Genomic DNA, 16292 nt, shown 5'->3' with positions numbered 1-16292 from the left:
TTGCCTTCAGAAGCCGCTGTCGTAGGGATGGCGGTGAGCATGGGTCCGAGTGTGACGGCCCGGTCGGGTGATGTCCTTACGGTGGGCGGTGTCGCTCAACGCGTGTGCCCTTGCCGGCAGCGGCGGTATGTGCGGGCTGCCAGCATCACCAGGCAGCTGGTCACTACGGCCATACAGGTGAACAGGAGTGGGTTGATCCAGCTGCTCACGAGTTCCTTCTGCTCACCGTTGTCCCAGTAGCAGGTGGCCTGCAGTGGGAAAACGCCGTCCGCGTAGCGATCGACGTGGACGGTGGGGCGCATCTCCAGGTAATCGGGACATGCATGCGACGGGAAGGCGAAGACGACCTGAAGCCGGCCGAGCAGATAGCACACGGCTCCCGTGGCGGTGGAGGCCTTGATCAGGCCGAGAAGCCGTCGGCCTCTGTCAACACGGGTAGGCACATGCCTGGGACTGCTGTTCTGTCAGCCACTGATGTCATCCGAGAGGCGCCGACTGCCCCCAGCGTTCCAGCATCCGCGGCAGTTGCCGTCAGATGCCGGTGTCCACTCCTCGGCGTCGGAACACCCGCCGAGTGCCGCGCACGAAAAGGATGAAAGCCGTCCGGAAGACCATGAACACAGTGGTGAGGGCGAACGCACGGGCGATCACGTCAATGATCGTGGTCCAGGGATCGGGCAGGTCAAGAAGGAGCGAAAGCTCTCCGAGCGCCGTGGTCAGCCCGAACATGAACGGCAGCCATTCCCAGTGAGTCCGTGAGCCCCGCCTGACTGCTGTCTGCCGCCTGTGCCGCCTCCGACGAGTCACCAAGCTGAGGACGACGCTCAGGATGATCATCGAAGCGGGCACCCATAGGTCCGCCCAGTGCACCGTGAGCTGCACGGTTCCTCCCCCTCAACCCTCTGAGCCCTGTCTGTACGGCCGGTGAGCCTATCGCGCGGCCGGCAGCCGGCCTCCGGCGTCAGAACCCAAGGTGGAGTACGCCACTGTACGAACGACTGTGACGGTTGATCACGGCATCGCTCGGCGGCCCGACCCATCGAACCATGTACGGCGTGCGGTCACTGTGGGTCGAGGTGCGGCTCCGAGGGCGTTCGACCGGCCAGGGCCTGCTGCCCCGTGCTCTGGGCGAAACCGGCCAGCTCCTCGAAACTCCAGCTGAGCCGACCGCTGCGCAGATCGTCCGTGACGGCGCGGATCCAGTCCAGTTCTGCGGCGGTCATCGCACGCAGATACTCCTCTTCGAGTGTGGTCACCCGCGGCAGGCCGTGGACCTCCGTCTGCTCCGCCAAGGACTTGTCGTGCGCGTCAAGCGTCTGCGCGAGGGTCGCGGCGCGCTGTTCCAGCACGTCGAGGGCCTCCTCCGGGGCGAGCATGAGGACGAACGACAACGCGGCGGGGAACTGCGGGAACTCCTGTTTCGGCGCGGCCAGCATCTCGTCGAGCCAGACACGCATGGTCGAGCGCCCCGCGTCGGTCAGCTCGTACACCGTCCGCTCGGGGTACTGCTGGTCGCGGCCGGTCTCCCGGACCGTGACCAGGCCCGTTGCGAGGAGCCGGTCGATCGTCCGGTAGAGGCTCGCGCGCTGGCCGACATTGACGACCTCGTCCTTGCCCCACTGCTTGATCAATCTCTGGATCCCGTACGGGTGGAGCGGCTGGAAGTGCAACAGGGCCAGCACGGTCAGCGCCAGCGGGGAACTACGGGGCGGGGTGCTCATGCTCGCATACTACCCACGCTGAAACTAGTTGACATGAGACTAGTTGCACTGCAACTATCGAGAGGAAGCGACAAGGGCCACGAACGGACGGAGACCACGGAGATGACCACCACCAGCACTGAGACGACCGCCGCCACCGAGCGCGTCCACGCCGACCACACCGTGACCAAGCGGCTGGGCAACTGGACCCGCGCCGCACATATCCAGGTGCGCGCCCGCCGGGGTCTGGCCGTACTCGACCTGCGCTCCCCGGACCTGCCCGACGACATCGAGCTGCGCCTGGAACTCCAGCGCACCACGGTCAAGCTGCTGGTGCCGGACGACGCCGTCGTCGAGCACTGGGACCTGCGGTGGACCGCCCGCGGCAAGGTCAAGGACACGCAGGGCCGGACCACCGCGCAACCGGCCCTCACCGGCGCCCGTCGGATCCGTCTGACCGGTGTCGCAACCGACAGCGAGGTCCGCGTCCATCGCGGTGGCATCGCGCTCCTCAGCGCCATGTGCTCCCGCGCCTACCTCCAGGACCTGCGGCTCGCCCACAGGACGGGCGGTCACCCGACCGTCGACGACCCGGCACGCCCGCTGACCATCCGACCCAGGCACGGGAAAGGAACAGACACATGAGTGCGATCAAGACGGCGGCGGTCATCGGAGGCGGCATCGCCGGACCGGTAACGGCCCTCGCACTCCGTAGAGCCGGCATCGAGGCGACCGTCTACGAGGCCTACAAGAACACGGCGGACGGCCTCGGCGGCATGCTGATGGTCGCACCCAACGGGCTCAGCGCCCTCGAAGTCGCCGGTGTGGACGACGGCTTGGCCGGTCAGCCGATCCACCGCATGGTCATGACCGATGGACGGGGCCGGCGGATGGGCGAGTTCGCGGGCCTGACGGGTCTGCCGCCCAGCCAGGTGATGTGGCGTGCCGACCTGTACCAAGCGGTGCGCGAGCGTGCCGCCGCGGCGGGCGTGCAGACCGTGTACGGCAAGCGGTTGGCCGGCGCCGAGGAAACCCCGGCGGGCGTCACCGCCGAGTTCACCGACGGGACCCGGGTGACCGCGGACGTGCTGGTCGGGGCCGACGGTATCCGGTCGACGGTCCGGCGGCTGATCGACCCGGCAGCGCCCGGCCCCCGGTACACCGGCCTGCTCGGCTTCGGCGCGCACTCGAAGGCGGAGGTCCCTCGGGCGCGGCCGGACACCATGTACTTCTCCTTCGGCGAGCACGCGTTCCTCGGCTACTGGCCGGTGCCGGGCGGAGGCACCGCCTGGTTCGGCAACCTGCCGTACGAAGAGCCGCTCAGTGCGGAGCAGGCCCGTGCGACGCCGTCGGCCGCGTGGATGCGGATCCTGCGGGAGAAGTTCGCCGGGGACGTGCCCGGCCGCGATCTGCTCCGGGGCACCGGCGACGACGAACTCCTCACCTTCGGAGGGCTGGAGATCCTGCCTTCGGTGCCCGCCTGGCACCGGGGACGGATGGTCCTGGTCGGCGACGCGGCCCACGCGCCGTCCTCCAGCTCGGGGCAGGGCGCGTCCCTCGCGGTCGAGAGCGCGGTGCAGTTGGCGCGGTGTCTGCGGGACATCCCTGACGTGGGCGCGGCGTTCGCGACGTACGAGCACCTGAGACGGGGCAGGGTGGAGAAGGTCGCGGCCCAGGCCGCGAAGACCAACAGCCAGAAGTCGATGGGCCCGGTCGCGACCAAGATCACGGCCCTGCTGATGCCACTGGCGACGCGCACGTTCCTGACGCCGGAGAGGATGTTCGGCTGGACGCACCGGTACCGCATCGACTGGGACGCCCCGGTGGTGCCCGCCTGAGGAGGGCGGACCGCTTCCACAGGGAAGAAGACCTGTCCCTTCCGGAGCCGGGAATCGCGCACCGGCGGCCGGCTGGGCGGAAGCCAACTCCTGACGAACCTTCGGGCGTTCAGGCTTCCCGATTCCCGGTCGTCGGCCGCCTCGTCGGGCCGTACGGGTCAGGCTCGGAAGCGAGAACGGTTCGAAGATCTCCGAGTCGGAGGGCTCGTTCCCGGAGTTCGTCGAGGATGTCCCACAGCCCGCGGTCGCGTTCGGGCGCCGGATTGCAGCACGCGCACGACCCGACCCACGAAGCGGGCGCTCCCGGCGCCCCGAGGGCAACTCCATCGTCATGACGTGGCGGCGGCGCATGCCCGCACGGCCCGTGGACACCGGCCACGACCCCGCTCACATTCCGCAAGTGCGAAGCGTCACGCCGACGGCCGGGTGATTTTGTCGGCCACGGCGTCGAGGACCCAGTCCAGGCCGGTCGCGAAGGATGCCTCGGCGTCCACGTCCGTGCCGTCGTACACGGCCTTGGCCAGCGCCGGGAAGCGGCCCGTTGCCAACATTCTCGTCACGTGCGGTCCGGAGGCGCGCTGCCAGTCGCGTTTGGACAGGCCCGTGGCGCGCTCGGCCCGCAGGTTCGCGATCTCGCGCCTGATCGCGCCAGTGGAGTAAGCGCTGACGGTTTCCACGGCGCGCATCACGGTGTCGATGTCGGCGAGGCCGTCGAGGGCGGCGAGCGTGGCCTCGGTCACGGCGAGGCCGTTCGGGCCCAGGGTCGGGCGGCCGCCGAGCAGGTCGGCCAGCCATGCGTGGCGGAGAGCGGCCTGCCTGGTGCGGTGGGCGAGGACGCGCAGCGCCTCCCGCCAGTCACCGGGCTGCTCCTCGGGGAGAATCTCGGCCTGGACCTCGTCCACCATGAGGTCGAACAGCTCCTCCTTGGTGGAGATGTATCCGTACAGCCGCATCGGGCCGACGTCCAGCCGGCCGGCGACCTTGCGCAACGACACCGCCTCCAGCCCGCCCTCGTCGGCCAGCGCGACGGCGGCGGCTACGATCCGCTCCCGGTCGAGCGGCACGGGGCGAGTCGGCGGCTCCGGCCGGTCCCACACAGTCATGGTCACACCGTACTCTTGCGATGCACCGTATCGCCGCAATACAGTGTATCGCCATGAGCCATCGTATCGCCGTGGTCGGGACCGGCCCAGCCGGCCTTACCTGCGCGCGTGTCCTGCACCGCCATGGTCACCCTGTCACCGTCCTCGAACGCGATCCCGCCCCCGACGCCCGTCCCCCGGGCGGCACGCTGGACCTGCACGAAGGGCTGGGCCAGCTCGCCCTGAAGAAGGCGGGGCTGCTGGCGGAGTTCCAGGCGCTGTCCCGTCCCGAGGGGCAGGCCATGCGCATCCTGGACACGGCCGGGACGGTCCTGCGCGACTGGCGACCCCGTCCAGATGACCGGGCCAATCCCGAGGTCGACCGCGGGCAACTCCGTGATCTGCTGCTCGGCCCTCTCGACGTCCAGTGGGGGCGGGGCGTGACGCAGGTGGTGCCGGGGACCCGGGACGGCGTACTGGTCCGGTTCGCGGACGGGCGACAGGAGACGTTCGACCTCGTGGTCGGCGCGGACGGCGCCTGGTCCCGGATCCGCCCGGCAGTCTCGTCCGTGACGCCGCACTACACCGGCGTCACCTCGGTCGAGACCTCCCTCGACGACGTCGACACCCGCCACCCTGGCCTCGCCCGGTTGGTCGGCGACGGTTCCATGGCTGTGTACGGCGTGAACCGCGCGCTCGTCGCCCAGCGCAACAGCGGCGGCCACGTCAAGGTGCACGCCCAGTTCCGCGCGCCGCTGGACTGGCACACGAACCTGGACCTGGCCGACGTCGAGGCCGTGCGATCGAGCCTGCTGGCTCTGTTCGACGGCTGGGCCGCTCCCGTCCTCGACCTCCTCCGCCACGGCACCGCCTTCGTCCACCGCCCCCTCTACGTCCTGCCCGTGTCCCATACCTGGACCCATGTCTTCGGGGTGACGCTACTGGGCGACGCCGCCCATCTGATGCCCCCCTTGGGGGCGGGCGCGAACCTCGCGATGCTGGAAGGCGCCGAACTCGCCGAGTCCATCGCCTCCGACCCTGAAGATCTGGACGAGGCCGTCCGCGCCTTCGAGGAACAGATGTGGGCGCGGGCCGGCAAGTGGGCGAAGATCACGACGGCCGGTCTGGAACGCCTCGTCAGCCCGGACCCCGCCGAAGCACTCGCCCTCTTCGACCAAGTCCAGCCGTCCTGACGGCCAAGAGCGAGAGCACCGGCATAAACAGCTCGCCGCGGCTTCACGGGACCGTACGGCACCACGGCAGTCCCTTCCGGCAATACCACCGTCAGACGAACACACGGACGCCCGTCCCGTCTCGAAGCGCTGAGCGGCTCGCGAAGAGACCCGCGTCTGGGCGTCGGCAGGTATTCAGCCGGACAGCGGGCTCAATGACCGGTGTGAACTCGACGGACGCCGGGCGATGTGACTGGCCGACACACATGGCCTGAACGGCGACGTCACCGTGCCCGCTCCGCCGATGCCGGCTTCACGGCAGATGCACCGCGCCGCTGCGAGGCGCTGCGCCGGCACGGCCCGTTGCACCGGTCGGCGCTGCCCACCGGCCTGTACGGGTGGTTGGTTGTCGACTACGACCTGGCGTGCGCGGCACTGACCCACGCAGCGCTGCTCAAGGATCCCTCCCGGCCGCCGAACCCCCGCAGCCCCTGGACACGCCCTGAACCAGCCCCGGGTCGAGAAGGCGGCGCCGAAGGAAAAGGCCAGGTCAAGGCCATTGGGAGTAAGGTGGAGGGCACGGAGTTCCTTGCAGGCTGCAAGCTACGACAGGCTCTGTGAGTCCGTCGCCGTCCGCGGACGCCGCTTCACTCTGCCGATCACCGGACGGAAAGAAGTGAACAGCCATGGTGGCACTCTTCCTGTTCTTCATACTTGTGGCGATCGCCCTGGGACTCGTCGGCGCACTGATGCAGGGACTCTTCTATCTTCTGATCATCGGCGCCGTGATCTTCGTGGCCGACTTCGTGCTCATGGGAGCGAATTGGCGGCGGGCACACCGGCACATCATCCGGTAGTGGCTCCACGCTCGCACGAACCTCCTCAACCTCCTCCCGGGCAAGGTCACCCCACGCGATGAACCGCCCCAGGGCCCGCACGGCGCGAAACAAGGTGACGTTGCGCCACCCGCCCTCCGGCTCCCGGCGCGCTCCCCGCACTTGCGGTGACCGCCGGCGCAGTCCCCAGTGCCCAGGCCTTCCCGTACGAGGCGGGACGCTTGTCGCCGGGACGCAGGACGAACAAGTGTGTTCAGCCGTCGACTAGGACCGTGGCGACGGCTGGCTGACACCGAGGACGTCGAGCATCGCGCGGGTGGCCGGGCTGGGGTTGAAGCGGCTCCAGGCCAGGTACTCCAGGCGGCGCGGCCCATCGGCCACCGGGATCAGGGCCAGTCGGGGATCGTCCTCGGCGAGCGGTCGGATGAACGCCTCCGGAAGCAGCGCGACGCCCAGTCCGCGCGCGACCAACCGTGTGATCAGCTCGACCATGCCCGCCTCGTACGCGACGTCGCGGACCAGACCGGCGGTCGCGAACGCCCGGTCGGACTGGGCGCGGGCAGGTGTCCCGGCCACGAAGTCCACAAACGTCTCGTCGGTGATCTCCGTCAGCGCGACCCCGGAGGCGCCCGCCAGCCGGTGCCCGGCCGACACCACCAGCACATGCCGGTCGTGATCGAGGACGACGGTCTCCAGTCCGGCAGGCCGCTCGCCTTCCGGCAGGCCGAGAAAGGCGATGTCCAGCTCCCCGGCCCGGATCGCCGCCGCCAGGTCGTCGCTGCGCCCGGACCGCAGGACGACACGGACGTCCGGATGCCGGGCACGGTACCGCTGCAGCACCTCCGGTACGTCGACGGCGGCCGTGGTCACGATCACGCCGACGGCGAGCCGCCCGCGCACCACACCGGCCGCGGCCGCGGCGTCGGCCACCGCACGGTCGGCGGCGGCCAGGCACTCGCGCGCGCCCACGAGAAACGCGGCGCCCGCGCCGGTCAGTTCGACCCGGCGGCTCGACCGGGCGAACAGCCGGACCCCCACCTCCCGCTCCAGCGCCGCGATCCGGTGGCTCAGCGCGGACTGCACGACCTGGCAGCGCTCCGCGGCACGGGTGAAGTTGAGGGTGTCGGCGACGGCGACGACGTAGCGCAGTTGCTGAAGGTCCACTCATCCATCGTTCTCCTTCATGACTGTGATGACAACCATGCTTTGGAATCATCGGTATGTCCGGTCGAGACTCCCCTCATGCATCGGAACAAGGCGCAGGCGACGACCGTCCTGCTGACCGCGCTCGCTCCCGCGTCCTGGGGCACCACCTATGTGGTGACCACGCGGCTGCTCCCGCCCGGGCATCCGCTGTTCGCGGGCCTGATGCGGGCCCTGCCCGCCGGGCTGCTCGCGCTGGCGATCACCCGGGTGCTGCCGCGCGGGAAGTGGTGGTGGAAGACCGCGGTTCTCGGCATGCTCAACATCGGCGCCATGCCCCTGCTGTTCGTGGCCGCCGAACGGCTCCCCGGTGGTGTCGCCGCCACCCTCGGCGCCGCCCAGCCGCTGCTGGTAGCCGGTCTCGGCCTCACGGTGCTCCACGACCGGCCCACGGCCCGGCGGCTGGCCTGGAGCGTGCTGGGAGTACTGGGAGTGGGCCTGGTCGTCCTGGGACCGCAGGCCCGGCTGGACGCCGTCGGTGTGCTCGCCGGACTGGGCCATACGACCACCATGGCCGGCGGGGTCGTCCTCACCAAACGCTGGGGCCGGCCCGCGGGTGTCGGACCGCTGACCCTGGCCGGCTGGCAACTGACTGTCGGCGGCCTGCTGTTGCTGCCCCTCACCCTGGCCGTCGAGGGGCTGCCGCAACGGATCGACGCGGGCGCCGCGGGCGGCTACCTGTGGCTCGGGAGCATGGGCGGACTGATCGCGTACGCACTGTGGTTCCGCGGGATCGGCAGGCTGCCGGTCGCCGCCTCCGCACCCCTGGTTCTGCTGTCTCCGCTGGTCGCGACGGTCATCGGGATCGCGCAGGGCGAGTTGCTGAGTCTGCCGCAGGCCCTGGGCTTCGCCCTGGCGCTGACCGCGTTGGTGGCCGCGCAACTCGGCCCGGCCGCACGGAAGAACACCGCGACGAAGGAGAAGACGTCCGATGACGCAGCGCATGACGATCGCCGTGCTCGGGGCCACCGGGATGGTCGGCGGCAGGGTGGTCGCCGAGGCGAGCCGGCGCGGGCACCGGGTGCTGGCGTTGTCCCGGAAGCCGGCGAGTGAGGGCCCGGGTGTGACACCGGTCGCGGTGGACGTGAATGACGCAGCCGCGGTGGGCGAGTCACTGGCCGCTGCCACCGCGGACGCCGTCGTCCTGACCGTGCGGACCGTCCCGGCCGACGAGGAGTTCCTGGTCGCCGCCACCCGTACGGTGCTGGACGCCGCGGCCCGGCTCCGGATCCGCGTCCTCGTGATCGGCGGCGCCGGCGCCCTGCGCAGCCCCGGCGCCCCGGATCTGCCGGTCGCCGACAACCCCGTGTATGTGGCCGCCGAGTACCGCGCGGTGGCCGCCGTCGGAGTCGCCCAGCTGCGGACCTGTGTGGCCCACTCCGGTGCCGACTGGGTCTACCTGAGCCCGCCGGCCCTGCTGGAACCCGGCGCCCGCACCGGCCGGTACCGGCGCGGCACGGGCACCTTGCTCCTCGGCCCGGACGGGGAGTCCCGCATCAGCGTCGAAGACTTGGCCGTGGCCGTGCTGGACGAACTCGAAAGCCCAGGCGCCGAGCGGCACTTCACGGTCACCCGACAGCACTGAGGAGGAATCCGGGGAACTGCGCGACCAGCCACAACGGGGCCGCGGACGCATGACAACCCCGCCCGCTCGAACCAGCGGAAGGAGACGGCTCCGCCGGAGTACGGCGGCGGGCTCCTCACACCGGGCCAGGACGCACCTCCGACAAGCACCCCTGCCTGATGCGGCGGGGGGACGCGCTCGCCGTCGCCGAGGTGCCGACCGCGTCCGGGCTCGTGCTGCTCCCGACCTGGAGGGATGGGCGGCGCCGGCGCGGGGCCACGAGCGGCCGAGGGAATCAAACGCGGCCTCCGGACGCTGATCACCAGGTGAAGAAAATCGGATTCCTCTCCTTCGGTCACTGGTCGCCCAGCCCGCAATCTCAGGCCCGGTCGGCTGCGGACGTCATGCACCAGTCCATCGACCTTGCGGTCGCGGCCGAGGAGCTCGGCGTGGACGGTGCCTACTTCCGGGTGCACCACTTCGCCCGGCAGGCGGCCAGCCCGTTCCCGCTGCTCGCGGCGATCGGTGCACGCACGTCGAAGATCGAGATCGGGACCGGCGTGATCGACATGCGCTACGAGAACCCGTTGTACATGGCCGAGGACGCGGGTGCCGCCGACCTCATCTCGGCCGGTCGGCTGCAACTGGGCATCAGCCGCGGCTCACCGGAGCAGGTGATCGACGGTTGGCGCCTGTTCGGCTACAACCCCGCGCCGGGCGAGACGGCCGCAGACATGGCCCGCCGCCACACCGAGGCATTCCTCAAGGTCCTCGACGGCGAGGGTTTCGCCCAGCCCAACCCGCGGCCCATGTTCCCCAACCCGCCCGGGCTGCTGCGGATCGAACCGCACTCCGAAGGGCTGCGCGACCGGATCTGGTGGGGCTCCGCGTCCAACGCGACCGCCGTCTGGGCCGCCGAGCTGGGGATGAACCTGCAGAGTTCGACACTGAAGGACGACGAGACGGGCGAGCCGCTGCACGTCCAGCAGCGCAAGCAGATCGAGGCGTACCGCGAGGCGTACAGGAAGGCGGGCCACACCCGGGAGCCCCGGGTTTCGGTCAGCCGCAGCATCTTCGCCCTGACCGACGACCTCGACCGGGCCTACTTCGGGCGCGACCGCAACTCCCGGGACCAGGTCGGCATGATCGACGACACGACCCGGGCCGTCTTCGGGCGCTCCTACGCGGCGGAGCCGGAGGAACTGGTGAAGCTGCTGCGGGATGACGAGGCGATCCAGGCCGCGGACACCCTGCTGCTGACCATCCCGAACCAGCTCGGGGTCGACTACAACGCCCATGTGCTGGAGAGCATCCTCACCCATGTGGCACCGGAACTCGGCTGGCGTTGAGCGTCGGTCGTCATGCATGTGGCTCAAACACAGTCTGAAAGAGCGACGTGTCCCGGCGAAGCTGTTCGGTGAGCCGATCAAGGATGATGGCGAGGTGTTGGTCAAGGTAGACGCGGTGCTGTGCGCCTCGTCGAGGCCCGTGCTTGTCCGAGTGCACTCGGTCGTGGGCACTGCTGTGGCGCACTGGCAGGGGACCCCGGAGGCGGTGGGGCGAGAACACCATGTCGAGTGGACCGTGGATGAGGACATCGCCTGGGCAGGGAACACCCGGCCAGGGGCCGTTGCCACCTCTGAGCTGCGGGAGGACGGTGACCGCATTGTCTTTCGCGGACAGTTGAGCCTCACCGAGGACGGAGGGGCCGTCCTGGACGTGGGCGGAACGCTGATCCTGTTCGATCTCGCCGGCCCACCGCTACCGGACGGCGTCGGTGGGTCGTGGGTCGAGGTCCGTGTGGCACAGGAACACGTCACGGTCTGGCCCTACGACGTCTGACCGCTGGTGAGTGGTCAGGCGTCGCGCCAGTTCGGAGCGGACGCTCGGGTCGGCCGGTGGCTCATCAGGTCGGCCATCGCCGGCTTGATCATGGTCTCCGAGCCGGCCTCCGAGCGGTGCGGAGGGCCTCGCAGTCCTGTGCGAGCTGTCGGTGGTCATGAGCCGGGTCCAGGAGCCGGCCAAAGGTCTTCCCGACGACCCATCGCCGCGGGATCACTGACCGCATCGGCCCCCGAAGGTCTTGCTGTGGCGGGCTGCCGCCGAATCGGTCTCGCGTCTCGACCGTGCCGGCGAAGTGGCACGTCGTCCGCCCGGCCGTCGGCTCCCTGTGTCACTCGCCACGCTGTGCGTGCGGTGCAGGCGGCCTGACGCCTTGTGGTTCCGCGGCGGCAGCACGTGCGAGCGTCGGATTACCGATGAGGCCCCTGCCTTCGGCAGGATGGGCGCATGACCGAGATCCGCACACCCCGCCTCCTCCTCCGTAGCTGGCACGACGACGACCTCGCGCCGATGGCGGACATCAACGGGGACCCACGGGTCATGCACTGGATCGACGACGGCTCGGTGCGCGACCTGGACCACACCGCCGAGGACATCGAGCGGTGGGAGGAGGAGTGGGACGAGGAGGGCTTCGGACTTTTCGCCGTCGAGCTGCTGGCCTCGGGCGAACTGATCGGTTTCACGGGGCTGTCCGTGCCCGAGTTCCTGCCGGAGGTGATGCCCGCCGTGGCGATCAGCTGGCGGATCGGCTCACAGTTCTGGGGCCAGGGATACGCGTCCGAAGCCGCCCACGCCACGCTGGAGTTCGCGCTCCAGGACCGCGGCCTGGACCGGGTCATCAGCATCAACCGGGTCGGTGACAACGCCTCCGAGAACGTCATCCGCAAGCTCGGCATGGTGCCCGAGCGGGAGACGGCACACCCGGTGTACGGCTACCCGCTGCGCGTTCACACCATCGATCTCACCGAGTACCAGGCATGACCCGCCCGTGCCGTTGATCATCACAAGGCAGCCGACCGCTGTCCCCACGCCCCGAGCGCATGGTCGCGACGATTCCGAGACCCCGGCTCCCACGGCAGTCTGCTTGGATGCCGAAGATGACGACGAGTTCTCCTGTCACCCGTGCAGACGACGCCGATTCCGACCGGCTGAAGTCCCTGCTGGAACGCGCTGTCCGGGGCCGGGACAGCCAGGCCTGGAGCGACCTTTGGACGGAGCTGTACCACAACGGCTCCCTGGATGTCGCCCATCCGCTGGTGCTGCGGACGCTGGCCGACATGGCGGAGGCCGGCAAAGCCGACACGGCTGCTTCGGCCCTCCACCTGGCAGGCGCGCTTCTCGTCCAAGCCGACCAGCGGTACGAGACCCGGAACCTGCGCCACCAGTACGCACCGGAAGTCACACGCCTACTGAGCGCCGCACACCGGTGTCGGCAGGTCACCACCGACCGGAATGACTACTGCTATCTGGTCGAGGCGGTCCTGAACCTGGAGGGCGGCATCCATTGGGCGGAGGACCTGATCTGGGGCGTCGTCAGCGAGGAATACGAGCTCGAGTGCCCCGATCCCGACGGATGCGCGTCGGTGTGGGTGATTCTCGGAGTGCGGGGCTTCTTCAGTACGGTGGAGGACTACGCCCGCTCCGACGACGTCGAGACTTTCCCTCTCCACCCGGCCGATCCACGCGCCCTGGAAGGCCTCGGCAGGCGCCTCTACGACCTCGCCCTGACGGACGGCCATGAGGAGGTCGCACACGCCCTCACTCATGCCTTCGGTGAGGCGACCTGCCCGGAGTGCGGGCAACGCTTCTCCGTCGTCGGACAGGTCGTCGCCCGTTCCAGCTGAGAACTGGCGGCGGGTAGTGGACTTGGGGACCCACAGCCTCTTCTCCCCCAAGAAGCCCGGCCCGGCACTCGACCTTGGCCGATCACTGAGGCGGAGCACCGCGGACGTCCTTGCACCATGGCGGGTCGGTCCGATGGTCACCCGCGGCTACCGTTCCGGGTTCCCGCCGAATGCCGTCGACGTTCGACGTCTGTGCCCTCACTGCCCTCGGCGGCGACTTCGCTCGTCATCGCCCCCCAGGAGTCCGATCACGGTTCCAGTCATCGCGGAGAGAAGGGGCCGGACTATGGTGAGCCGGTGACCGACACTCCTCGCGAAGTCTTCCTGAAACTCGTGCACGGCGTCTGTGAAGAGCGATGGACGGACGTGGTGGACCTCTACGCGGAGCAGACTGACGTCTCGCACCCGTTCCACCCGCTGGGTGCACCGCCGCTTCTCTCCCACGAGGCGCTGCGAGCCCACTTCGGCGGCGGGCCGCAGTCGCACCAGGGCCCGACCCTCAGACGCCGTCCGACCCGGATCAACGTGCACGAGACCGCCGATCCCGAGGTCATCGTTGCTGAGTTCCAGTACGAAGGCATCGTGGTGGAGACCGGCGAACCCTTCACCGTCCCGGGCGTCTTCATCATGCGTGTCAGGGACGGAAAGATCGTCGAATCCCGCGACTACCTGGACCACTTGCGCTCCGCTGCGGCCCGCGGCCGGCTCCCCGAGGTCTTGGACACCATCCGCGACCACCACGCCGAAGGCCGTGTCACTGACCCTTCAGGTCACAACGGCGCCGAGCCGCGTTGACCTCGTCGAAGTGCCGTTCGCCCGCTTGGAAGGTCACCCACCCGACCTGACGGCAGGAAGCACCCCAACTCGCCGACGGCCAGGTTCTGTCCGGGCGATCTTGCCGCTCTCGGCGCAGTGGGGCACATGATCTCCTCAGGATCGCGGGGTGTTCGAGGACCACGGTTGGATCACGGTCAGGGAGACCGCAGTTGATGACGACAACGAGGGCCGACTGCGGCAGATCGTCGATGGACTTCGGCTTCGCATCGCCCGGATTGCCGGCCCTTACCTCCTTGACCTCAGGTGGATGACATCCTCGGCATGCTTCATGAGTTGTGTCCGCACGTGATGGACGGGCCGCTACCTGTCTGGGCTCGAAATCTGGCCTGCCGATTGGACTCTTGCAGCGACCGGACGATCCGGAGTTGATGCGGGAGGCGGCCGAGAACCTGTGGCTGCACGGCCCGGAGTGGGACGGCATCGCCACGGACCCGCGACGGAGGACCGAGGCCCCGGAAGCCGGATGAGAGATCCTCGGCGGGGTCGCCGCGACGGAGACGGTGCCCGCTGGTGGTGGCACCAGGACAGCATGTCCGGCTGCCGAAGTGACCGACCTCCTGCCGACGCGTTCAGGGCGTGGCGGGCGAGTACGCGAGCCGCAGGCGTGGAGCCTGCGGCAGTGACACAGATGCTGCCGACCCCGGGACGGCTCGGAACGCCTCGATCACATAGGCGGCGAAGCGGCGGGAGGCAGCGAGGCGGGCGTCACGTGGCGCGTCCTGGACACCCCGGTGGGCCATGAGCATCAGGATCAGGTCGTCCACGACAAAGCCGGACCGCAGCCGGCCGGTCTCCTGGGCCCGGCGAGCCAGCTCGGTGACCGCGCGCAGAACCGGCTCACGGTCGGCGGCGAAGTCCATGGCCTCGGGGTAGGCCGTCATGAAGGCGTCGGCGAATCCGCGGCTGTGAGCATGGAGTTCGCAGATCTGCTCGACGAGGCCGCGGAATCCGTGCCACGGGTCCGAGTCCGCGAGGGCGTCGCGGACGATGGCGTGGCAGGCTCGCCGCTGCTCGGCGAAGGTCTCCCCGATCAGGTCCCGTTTGGTCGGGAAGTGCCGGTACAGCGTGGCGGGGCCGACGCCTGCGTGCCGGGCGATCTCTCGCATGGGCACACTCAGTCCCTCTTCGCCGAACACCGCGCGGGCGGCTTCCAGGATGCGGGCGCGGTTGTCGCGGGCGTCGGAGCGAGCGGTGTGAGGCAAATGGTCGGTCATCGTTTCTCACTTCAGCCAAGCGGACGGGTGCGTCCGTTACGTTCCGATGGCGGTGGTCCCGCCCCGCACCGACACTCCGCCGGTGACGCCTCGACCCAGGGGCTGGCTTGCCACCCACGGCCCCCGCCGCTGTGCCCCATCCTTCCACCGACTCGAGGAACCGAGATGAAAGCCGTAGTGATCAAGACGTTCGGAGACGCCGACGGCCTGGAGGTTGTCGACTTGCCCGTACCCGTCCCTGCACCGGGACAGGTACGGGTCGCCACGGAGGCGATCGGCGTGGGGGGCGTGGATGCCGTGATCCGCCGGGGAACGCTCGCCGCCTACGGTTTCCAGGAGGGCCATCTCCTCGGCAGCGAGGTCGCGGGACGCGTCACCGCGGTCGGAGAGGGAGTGGACGCTTCGTGGATCGGTCGGCGGGTATGGGCGTTCACCGGCCTGTCCGGTGGTTACGCCGAGCAGGCCGTCGCCGCGGTCGAGGATGTCCTTGTGCTGCCCGACGGCCTGACCGGCGCCGAAGCGGTGGCTCTCGGTGGCTCCGGCGTGGTCGCCCACTTTGCCCTGGAACGCGCCCGTTTTGTGCCCGGCGAGACGGTTCTCGTTCGCGGTGCGGCGGGCAGCATCGGGATCACCGCGGTCCAGCTCGCCGCCAGGGGCGGCGCGGGCGCCGTGGTGGTCACCACGTCATCGGAGGAGCGCGGAGCCCGCCTGAGGGATCTGGGAGCGACCCATGTCCTCGACCGCTCCGGCGAGGGCGGCGGCGCGGACGCCCCGTCCGGCTTCGATGTGGTCATCGACGTGGTGGGGGGTCCCCAGCTTCCGCTGGTGCTGGACAGGTTGAATTCCGACGGACGGTACGTTGCCGTCGGCGTGGTCGGCGGGCAGCCACCGGCGGACTTCGGGACGCGGTTGCTGGAGTCCTTCCGCAAGTCGCTGTCGTTCGCCACCTTCAGCTCGGACACCGTGCCCGTCCCGGACCGGCAGGCCGTACGGTCGTCCCAGTTCGCCGATGCCGCGCGCGGGGACTTGCGCACGGTCGTGCACCAGGTGTTGCCACTGGACCAGGCCGTGACGGCGCACCGCGAGATGGACGCGGGCAGGGTGTTCGGCAGGATCGTGCTGGCCCCCTGAGCCAGGCGGAAACGGTGTTCGCCACCTGG

Annotated in this window: 20 protein-coding genes; 14 read left to right on the top strand and 6 right to left on the bottom strand. The window is 69.7% G+C overall.

Annotation, left to right across the window (positions count from 1 at the left end; genetic code table 11):
- Positions 1-95: 95 nt before the first annotated feature.
- The 3 genes from ACSHXN_RS35305 to ACSHXN_RS35295 form a co-directional block, all read right to left on the bottom strand.
- A complete protein-coding gene (locus ACSHXN_RS35305) occupies positions 96-443 on the bottom strand; it encodes a hypothetical protein (protein ID WP_356108927.1) in 348 nt (115 codons plus the stop codon).
- A gap of 88 nt (positions 444-531) precedes the next feature.
- Complete coding sequence (locus ACSHXN_RS35300; protein ID WP_356108930.1) at positions 532-882, bottom strand: hypothetical protein; 351 nt, start codon at positions 880-882, stop codon at positions 532-534.
- A gap of 179 nt (positions 883-1061) precedes the next feature.
- Positions 1062-1721: a PadR family transcriptional regulator gene (locus tag ACSHXN_RS35295; protein WP_355130458.1), complete on the bottom strand. Its 660-nt coding sequence runs from the start codon at positions 1719-1721 to the stop codon at positions 1062-1064.
- A 102-nt stretch (positions 1722-1823) separates the two neighbouring features.
- Here ACSHXN_RS35295 and ACSHXN_RS35290 point away from each other — a divergent pair, with 102 nt between their 5' ends.
- Positions 1824-2345, top strand: a complete 522-nt coding sequence (locus tag ACSHXN_RS35290; protein WP_438305024.1) for a hypothetical protein — start codon at positions 1824-1826, stop codon at positions 2343-2345.
- Positions 2342-3538: an FAD-dependent oxidoreductase gene (locus tag ACSHXN_RS35285; protein WP_438305022.1), complete on the top strand. Its 1197-nt coding sequence runs from the start codon at positions 2342-2344 to the stop codon at positions 3536-3538. Before ACSHXN_RS35290 ends, ACSHXN_RS35285 begins: the two co-directional genes overlap by 4 nt.
- A 410-nt stretch (positions 3539-3948) precedes the next feature.
- Here the strand turns inward: ACSHXN_RS35285 and ACSHXN_RS35280 are convergent, their stop codons facing one another.
- Positions 3949-4641 carry a TetR/AcrR family transcriptional regulator gene (locus ACSHXN_RS35280; RefSeq protein WP_356292306.1) on the bottom strand — a complete coding sequence of 231 codons (693 nt, stop codon included), beginning with the start codon at positions 4639-4641 and terminating at the stop codon, positions 3949-3951.
- Positions 4642-4694: 53 nt separating this feature from the next.
- Here ACSHXN_RS35280 and ACSHXN_RS35275 point away from each other — a divergent pair, with 53 nt between their 5' ends.
- Positions 4695-5813, top strand: coding sequence for an FAD-dependent oxidoreductase (locus ACSHXN_RS35275; RefSeq protein WP_438305019.1), 1119 nt, complete (start codon positions 4695-4697; stop codon positions 5811-5813).
- Positions 5814-6478: 665 nt separating this feature from the next.
- On the top strand, positions 6479-6649 hold the full coding sequence (locus ACSHXN_RS35270) for a hypothetical protein (protein ID WP_355130470.1): 171 nt from the start codon (positions 6479-6481) through the stop codon (positions 6647-6649).
- 243 nt (positions 6650-6892) lie between these two features.
- Here the strand turns inward: ACSHXN_RS35270 and ACSHXN_RS35265 are convergent, their stop codons facing one another.
- Entirely contained in the window at positions 6893-7792 is a 900-nt protein-coding gene (locus tag ACSHXN_RS35265; protein ID WP_356292307.1) for a LysR family transcriptional regulator, read from the bottom strand.
- A 78-nt stretch (positions 7793-7870) separates the two neighbouring features.
- On the opposite strand from ACSHXN_RS35265, the gene ACSHXN_RS35260 reads away from it, so the two are divergent.
- The 9 genes from ACSHXN_RS35260 (at position 7871) to ACSHXN_RS35220 (ending at position 14385) form a co-directional block, all read left to right on the top strand.
- The gene (locus ACSHXN_RS35260; protein ID WP_438305015.1) at positions 7871-8884 is read left to right on the top strand and encodes an EamA family transporter; all 1014 of its coding nucleotides are present in this window, start codon (positions 7871-7873) and stop codon (positions 8882-8884) included.
- Positions 8775-9416, top strand: coding sequence for an NAD(P)-dependent oxidoreductase (locus ACSHXN_RS35255; protein WP_356292328.1), 642 nt, complete (start codon positions 8775-8777; stop codon positions 9414-9416). The genes ACSHXN_RS35260 and ACSHXN_RS35255 overlap by 110 nt, the downstream gene beginning before the upstream one ends.
- A gap of 305 nt (positions 9417-9721) precedes the next feature.
- Positions 9722-10744, top strand: a complete 1023-nt coding sequence (locus ACSHXN_RS35250) for an LLM class flavin-dependent oxidoreductase (protein ID WP_355799598.1) — start codon at positions 9722-9724, stop codon at positions 10742-10744.
- Positions 10745-10838: 94 nt separating this feature from the next.
- Positions 10839-11237: a hypothetical protein gene (locus tag ACSHXN_RS35245; RefSeq protein WP_355130478.1), complete on the top strand. Its 399-nt coding sequence runs from the start codon at positions 10839-10841 to the stop codon at positions 11235-11237.
- A 447-nt stretch (positions 11238-11684) separates the two neighbouring features.
- Positions 11685-12218, top strand: coding sequence for a GNAT family N-acetyltransferase (locus ACSHXN_RS35240; RefSeq protein WP_355130480.1), 534 nt, complete (start codon positions 11685-11687; stop codon positions 12216-12218).
- 107 nt (positions 12219-12325) lie between these two features.
- On the top strand, positions 12326-13081 hold the full coding sequence (locus ACSHXN_RS35235; RefSeq protein ID WP_438305013.1) for a hypothetical protein: 756 nt from the start codon (positions 12326-12328) through the stop codon (positions 13079-13081).
- Between the two features lie 297 nt (positions 13082-13378).
- Positions 13379-13876: a nuclear transport factor 2 family protein gene (locus ACSHXN_RS35230; RefSeq protein ID WP_356108953.1), complete on the top strand. Its 498-nt coding sequence runs from the start codon at positions 13379-13381 to the stop codon at positions 13874-13876.
- Between the two features lie 148 nt (positions 13877-14024).
- Complete coding sequence (locus ACSHXN_RS35225) at positions 14025-14207, top strand: Imm7 family immunity protein (RefSeq protein WP_438305011.1); 183 nt, start codon at positions 14025-14027, stop codon at positions 14205-14207.
- 52 nt (positions 14208-14259) lie between these two features.
- A complete protein-coding gene (locus ACSHXN_RS35220) occupies positions 14260-14385 on the top strand; it encodes a hypothetical protein (protein WP_438305009.1) in 126 nt (41 codons plus the stop codon).
- A 102-nt stretch (positions 14386-14487) separates the two neighbouring features.
- On the opposite strand, the gene ACSHXN_RS35215 is transcribed toward ACSHXN_RS35220, so the two are convergent.
- The gene (locus ACSHXN_RS35215; RefSeq protein ID WP_383358791.1) at positions 14488-15132 is read right to left on the bottom strand and encodes a TetR/AcrR family transcriptional regulator; all 645 of its coding nucleotides are present in this window, start codon (positions 15130-15132) and stop codon (positions 14488-14490) included.
- Positions 15133-15297: 165 nt separating this feature from the next.
- Here ACSHXN_RS35215 and ACSHXN_RS35210 point away from each other — a divergent pair, with 165 nt between their 5' ends.
- A complete protein-coding gene (locus ACSHXN_RS35210) occupies positions 15298-16263 on the top strand; it encodes a zinc-dependent alcohol dehydrogenase family protein (RefSeq protein WP_356108958.1) in 966 nt (321 codons plus the stop codon).
- Positions 16264-16292: the final 29 nt, after the last annotated feature.

It is taken from the genome of Streptomyces sp. HUAS TT11 (genome assembly GCF_051553595.1).
GTDB lineage: Bacteria > Actinomycetota > Actinomycetes > Streptomycetales > Streptomycetaceae > Streptomyces.
This window is presented reverse-complemented; position numbering and strand designations above follow the sequence as displayed.